The following is a 7,005-nucleotide window of genomic DNA, read 5'->3' as shown; positions in this document are numbered from 1 at the left end:
TCTCAGGATATGGTTTTGGGTCTATATTATATGACCAAAGAAAGATTGTCTACTCCAGAAAAGAAAATTTTAGGTCAAGATCTAGTTTTTTATTCTGCTGAAGAAACAAATATTGCATTAAATGAAGGAAGATTAGAATTGAATGCTCGTGTGAAAATTAGAGCAAAAGATTTTAATGAAGCTGGAGAGTTAGTGTACAAAATTATCGAAACTACTGCTGGACGTGTATTATTTAATGAAGTAGTACCACCTGCAGCTGGATATATTAACGAAGTATTGACTAAGAAAAATCTTAGAGATATTATCGGTCACGTATTGAATTCAACAAGTGTACCTGAAACGGCTGCCTTCTTGGATAATATGAAAGACATGGGGTACAAATTTGCCTTTAGAGGAGGTTTATCTTTCTCATTAGGGGATATTAGAATTCCAGATCAAAAACCAAAATTGATTGCTGATGCAAGAGAGCAAGTAGAAGGAATTTCTGCTAACTATAACATGGGTCTTATTACTAATAACGAACGTTATAACCAAGTTATTGATGTATGGACTTCTGCAAATGCACAATTGACAGAATTGGCAATGAAAAATATTAGAGAGGATCAACAAGGATTCAACTCGGTATATATGATGCTTGACTCTGGGGCGAGGGGTTCTAAGGAACAAATTCGTCAGTTAACTGGTATGCGTGGTTTGATGGCTAAGCCTAAAAAATCGACTGCTGGTGGTGGAGAGATTATTGAAAACCCGATTCTTTCTAACTTTAAGGAAGGTCTATCGATCTTAGAGTATTTCATTTCTACGCACGGTGCTCGTAAGGGACTTGCGGATACGGCTTTGAAAACGGCGGATGCTGGATACTTGACTCGTAGATTACATGACGTTTCTCAAGATGTTATTGTAAATATCGAAGATTGTGGAACGCTAAGAGGTGTTGAAGTTTCGGCATTGAAAAAGAATGAAGAAATCGTTGAATCATTAGGAGAAAGAATTTTAGGACGTGTTGCATTGCAAGACGTAATTAATCCTTTAACTAACGAAGTTTTAGTTCAATCTGGACAACAAATTACTGAAGCAATTATGAAAGTAATTGAAGCTTCACCAATCGAGAGTGTTGAAGTACGTTCGCCTCTAGTTTGTGAAGCGCCTAAAGGTATTTGTGCTAAATGTTACGGACGTAACCTAGCTACAGGTAAAATGACTCAAAGAGGTGAGGCTGTTGGTGTAATTGCAGCACAGTCTATTGGAGAGCCTGGTACACAGTTGACATTACGTACTTTCCACGTTGGAGGGGTTGCGGGTGGAATTTCTGAGGAATCTAGTATTTTAACTCGTTTTGCGGGTAAACTAGAAATCGAAGATTTAAAAACGGTTAAAGGTGAAGATAACGAAGGTAACGCAGTTGATATTGTTGTTTCTCGTTCTACTGAATTGAAATTAATTGACGAAAAAACAGGTATCTTATTAAATACACACAACATTCCTTACGGTTCAAGTATCTTTGTAAAAGATGGAGAATCAGTAGAAAAAGGAGCTGTTATTTGTAAATGGGATCCATATAATGGTGTAATTGTTTCTGAATTTACAGGAAAAATTGCTTACGAAGATTTAGAGCAAGGACAATCGTTCATGGTTGAGATTGATGAGCAAACAGGTTTCCAAGAAAAAGTAATTTCGGAGTCAAGAGCTAAAAAATTAATTCCAACTTTATTGGTTTACGGTAAAGATGGTGAATTAATTCGTTCTTATAACTTACCAGTTGGAGCCCACTTGATGGTTGACAATGGTGAGAAAATTAAAGCAGGTAAGGTATTGGTGAAAATCCCACGTCGTTCTTCTAAATCAGGAGATATTACAGGAGGTTTACCAAGAATTACAGAGTTGTTAGAAGCTCGTAATCCTTCAAACCCAGCGGTAGTTTCTGAAATTGATGGTGTAGTTTCTTTTGGAAAAATCAAAAGAGGTAACCGTGAAATTATCATCGAATCTAAATTTGGTGACGTTAGAAAGTACTTAGTAAAATTATCTAGTCAAATTCTTGTTCAAGAAAATGACTTCGTAAGAGCGGGTGTACCTTTATCTGATGGAGCGATTACTCCAGACGACATTTTAAGAATTAAAGGACCTGCAGCTGTTCAACAGTACTTGGTTAACGAGATTCAAGAAGTTTACCGTCTACAAGGGGTAAAAATTAACGATAAGCACTTTGAGGTAGTAATACGTCAGATGATGCGTAAGGTAAGAGTTCAAGATCCAGGAGATACATTATTCCTAGAAGATCAATTGATTCACACTAAAGACTTTATCGTTGAAAACGATAAATTATACGGTATGAAAGTTATTGAGGACGCTGGGGATTCAGCTAATCTGAAAGAAGGACAAATTGTAACGCCACGTGAGTTACGTGACGAAAATTCGTTATTGAAACGTAATGACAAGAATATTGTAGTTGCACGTGATGTTATCACAGCAACAGGTACTCCTGTTTTACAAGGTATTACGAGAGCTTCGTTACAAACTAAATCATTCATCTCGGCAGCATCTTTCCAAGAAACTACTAAGGTATTAAACGAAGCTGCAGTAGCAGGTAAAGTGGATTACTTAGAAGGATTGAAAGAAAATGTTATCGTAGGTCACAGAATTCCTGCAGGTACAGGTATGAGAGAATACGATCATACTATTGTAGGTTCTAAAGATGATTACAATGATATGATGGCAAACAAAGAAGAATATATTTACTAATTTTAGTAATTAGTCTATAGTAATTAGTGATTAGTCTTTTGGCTAATCACTTTTTGCTATAATTAAGTTGCTAATCATTATCTATTAAAATTATGAAAGACCAACAAGACCAAATCAATATTGAGTTAGACGAGCAAACAGCCGAAGGAATTTATTCTAATCTCGCTATTATCAATCATTCTTCATCAGAATTTGTTCTCGATTTTGTGAGCATCATGCCTGGTGTGCCAAAAGCGAAAGTAAAATCAAGAATTGTATTGACACCGCAGCATGCCAAACGATTGCTAAAAGCGATTGGAGAAAATATTCACCGATTTGAAAGCGCGCATGGCGAAATTAAAGATAGCGAACAACCTGCAATTCCACTTAATTTTGGTCCCGCAGGACAAGCATAATTTAAACTAGAGAAAGCTCCATTTATATGGAGCTTTTTTTATTTTAGAGTACGGTGAAGTCATTTAGTGTTGATTAACTGCAGTTTGCAATCGGTAAAGTGCAGATAATATCTTTAATCGGCAAGTCGCTTGTTAGTTAACGAGTATTCATGTGATTCATCGTAAATATTTTAGATAGGCGTATAGTGGCCGTATCTTTGTCTAAGAATTAGCAATGACAGCTAATCAATTAAAAAAATACAAAACTATGAACACTACAGCAACTCAAAACAAATCTAAAAACATGATGATTATCTTATCTGTTTTTGTTTGTGCGTTACTTTTTAGTGTTTCAGGTTATAGCCAAACTACAGCTTCTTCTGCAATTGCTTCTTCAATTGATGAAGTGACTACAACTACTGAAGTTAAAGCAGAAAGCGCTAGAGTTTCAACTAACATGGAATTTGTACAGTGGTTCATGGGTTCAAAACAAGATCCAAACTCAACAATCTCTACAGAAGGAATCAATACAAAAAAACAAATCATGACTTCAGGTATTGCACCTAACCGTTTATTGATTAAAGCTTTTTTGAAGAAAGCAGTAAATTTTGAATCTGCTTTAGCATAATTAAAATTTGGAGTTATACTTATTTTAAATTCAAAAAAACGCTAGTTAGTAATTAGCTTTTTTTTTATGGCCGATAGTTCCTTTTTTTACTCGTTTTCTGAAGTAAACAATTATGCCACTCTTTTATCTATTAAATGATTCAAACTGCTTTATCTGTTGATTTGTTTTCATTTGGTTAGTTCTAAAATTATCGGTTGAGTAAGTTGTAATTCCTTAGAATTTCTGATTGAAGTGTTTATTTGAGTGTCTTCAATTTAACTCTTAACTAAGGCATAAATGCGCATAGTTAATAGCTTGTAGCTAATCTTAATTTCGGTTTAGGAGGACTTGTGTGATTTTAAACTTCAAAATGGCTTCAATTCTTTAAAGTATTGTTAGTAGGAAAGATGATAAATATCTTTTCTGGTTGATTTGCTGTAGTTTGCAATCGGTAAAGTGCATATAATATCTTTAATCGACAAGTCGTTCGTTAGTTAACGAGTATTTATGTGATTCATCTTAAATATTTTAAACAGGCGTATAGTGGCTGTATCTTCGTATAAGGATTAGCAATGACAGCTAATCAGTTAGAAAAACACCAAACTATGAACACTACAGCAACTCAAAACAATTCTAAAAACATGATGATCATCTTATCTGTTTTTGTTTGTGCGTTACTTTTTAGTGTTTCAGGTTATAGCCAAACTACAACTGCTACTGCAATAGCTTCTTCAATTGATGAAGAGACTACAACTACTGAAGTTAAAGCAGAAAGTGCAAGAGTATCAACTAACATGGAGTTTGTACAGTGGTTCATGGGCTCAAAACAAGATCCAAATTCAACAATATCTACAGAAGGAATCAATACAAAAAAACAAATCATGACTTCAGGTATAGCACCAAATCGTTTATTGATTAAAGCTTTTTTGAAGAAAGCAGTAAATTTTGAATCTGCTTTAGCATAATTAAAATTTGGAGTTATACTTATTTTAAGCACAAAAAAAACGCTAATTTATATTAGCGTTTTTTTTATGTCTAGTTGTGTTTTTTTTTATTCAAATTCTGAAGTAAAAAACAATTTAACCGTTGGGTATTTATTTTGTGTCATTTGAATTGTAAAGTCGGAATCAGCCAGAAAAACCAATTGACCATATTTATCCTTAGCTAAGAACTTTTGTTTAATGCGTTTAAATTCTTTGAATTCGTCATTCTTAGCATCATCTGGTTTTACCCAACATGCCTTGTGTACAGGAAAATTTTCATATGTACATTTAGCCCCATATTCATGCTCTAGTCGGTATTGTATTACTTCGTATTGAAGTGCTCCAACAGTTCCAATTATTTTACGATTGTTCATTTCTAGAGTAAACAACTGCGCTACACCTTCATCCATCAACTGATCCACTCCTTTGTCTAGCTGTTTTGCTTTCATTGGATCGGCATTGTTGATGTATCTAAAATGCTCAGGAGAGAAACTCGGAATCCCTTTAAAGCTCATGATTTCGCCTTCAGTTAAGGTATCTCCAATTTTGAAATTTCCAGTATCATGTAAGCCAACAATGTCTCCTGGATAGGATATGTCAACAATTTCTTTTTTCTCCGCAAAAAAGGCGTTCGGACTAGAGAACTTTAAATTTTTCTTCTGTCTAACGTGGTAATAGGGTTTGTTTCTCTCAAAAGTACCCGATACGATTTTGATAAATGCCAAACGATCTCTATGCTTTGGATCCATGTTAGCATGTATCTTGAATACAAAACCAGTTAGTTTTTCTTCTTTAGGGTCAACTAAGCGAGTTTCAGATTCTTTAGCTCTTGGGGAAGGAGCAATTTGTACAAAACAATCAAGTAATTCTCGTACTCCAAAATTGTTTAAGGCAGAACCAAAGAAAACAGGCTGAAGTTTACAGTCAAGATAATCTTGACGATCAAATTTAGGATATACTTCATCAATTAATTCTAATTCTTCGCGTAAGGTATCGGCGGGTTTTTGACCGATTATTTTTTCTAATTCAGGACTTTGAACATCTGAAAAAGCGATTGTTTCTTCAATATTTTTTCGGTTATCCCCACTAAATAAGTTGATGTTTTCTTCCCATAAATTATAGATACCTTGAAAATCGTACCCCATTCCAATAGGAAAACTAAGGGGAGTTACGGTTAAACCAAGTTTTTGCTCCACTTCATCCATTAAGTCAAAAGCATCTTTACCTTCTCGGTCCATTTTATTAATGAAAACAATAATAGGTATTTTACGCATTCTACAAACGGCAACTAATTTTTCTGTTTGTTCCTCGACACCTTTGGCAACGTCAATTACAACAATTACGCTGTCAACAGCAGTAAGTGTTCTAAACGTATCCTCGGCAAAGTCCTTGTGCCCTGGGGTATCAAGAATATTTATTTTTTTATCTTGGTAATTAAAAGCAAGAACAGATGTCGATACAGAAATTCCCCTTTGACGTTCGATTTCCATAAAGTCACTTGTAGCGCCTTTTTTGATTTTGTTGTTTTTTACGGCACCTGCCTCTTGAATTGCACCTCCAAAAAGTAATAATTTTTCAGTCAATGTGGTTTTACCAGCATCGGGATGCGATATAATTCCGAAAGTTCTTCTTCGTTGTATTTCTTTTAAAAAGCTCATGTATGATATAAATAGGCTGCAAAAGTACTATTTATAAACGTGAATAAAAAAAATGAGGCAGTGTTTTAAAACTGCCTCATTTACTTTCTTTTTAACTATCAATTACATGTTAATTGACCAAATCGTATATCCTTTTGGTGGACATTGTATTTTAACCCATTTATCTCCTTGAGTCGTTGGAATCCATGATGAATTCCCGGTAAAATCTTTTATCTGTGCATTAGTCCAGTTAGTTGGTACCCATCTTTCTTGCCAAGTAGTAGAGTTATTGATGTAAACTACTAATCCAGGGTTTCCGTTATAACCATTTCTTCTTGCTACATACTCATCATTATCAGCATATAATATTGAGGTTGTTCCAGTCGCTTTTTGATTATGGATCCAGATTAGATTGTTCATTTTAGTTTTATCCAGCCATTCTTCATAATCTCGGTAGAAAATGGTTGGATAACCTTCGTGCGTTAATATGTATGCATACGCGAGGTTTTTAGTATAAATTTCGTCGGTATCGTGATTTGTTACAAAGGTTACTGCTTTATATGGGTTGCGTTTCCACATCATATCGTCATTTAAAAGAGCCAGGTTGTTTCCATCAAAGGCATCGTTCATTTTATAATAGCAGGCAAAATCAAAAACAGAGC

General features: G+C 34.6%; 5 protein-coding genes and 1 pseudogene. 4 read left to right on the top strand and 2 right to left on the bottom strand.

The features are described from left to right. The 4 genes and pseudogenes from P8M54_RS09990 to P8M54_RS09975 form a co-directional block, all read left to right on the top strand. A pseudogene (locus tag P8M54_RS09990) lies at positions 1-2,742 on the top strand (DNA-directed RNA polymerase subunit beta'); the annotation flags it as partial. Positions 2,743-2,834: 92 nt separating this feature from the next. Further along, positions 2,835-3,137, top strand: coding sequence for a DUF3467 domain-containing protein (locus P8M54_RS09985; protein ID WP_300287679.1), 303 nt, complete (start codon positions 2,835-2,837; stop codon positions 3,135-3,137). Between the two features lie 247 nt (positions 3,138-3,384). After that, on the top strand, positions 3,385-3,744 hold the full coding sequence (locus P8M54_RS09980) for a hypothetical protein (protein WP_300287678.1): 360 nt from the start codon (positions 3,385-3,387) through the stop codon (positions 3,742-3,744). Between the two features lie 584 nt (positions 3,745-4,328). Beyond that, positions 4,329-4,688 (top strand): hypothetical protein, encoded by a 360-nt coding sequence (locus tag P8M54_RS09975; protein WP_300287677.1) that lies wholly within the window; start codon positions 4,329-4,331, stop codon positions 4,686-4,688. 86 nt (positions 4,689-4,774) lie between these two features. Here P8M54_RS09975 and P8M54_RS09970 read toward each other — a convergent pair whose 3' ends face one another. Together P8M54_RS09970 and P8M54_RS09965 are read right to left on the bottom strand one after the other, a co-directional pair. Beyond that, positions 4,775-6,364, bottom strand: a complete 1,590-nt coding sequence (locus P8M54_RS09970; protein WP_300287676.1) for a peptide chain release factor 3 — start codon at positions 6,362-6,364, stop codon at positions 4,775-4,777. Positions 6,365-6,466: 102 nt separating this feature from the next. Next, on the bottom strand, positions 6,467-7,005 hold a 539-nt coding region (locus P8M54_RS09965), incomplete at its 5' end, for an alpha-amylase domain-containing protein (protein WP_300287675.1).

The sequence above is a fragment of the Flavobacterium sp. genome (assembly GCF_029242675.1).
GTDB lineage: Bacteria > Bacteroidota > Bacteroidia > Flavobacteriales > Flavobacteriaceae > Flavobacterium.
The sequence above is the reverse complement of the archived record's forward strand: the minus strand, read 5'-3'. Positions and strand labels throughout refer to the sequence as shown.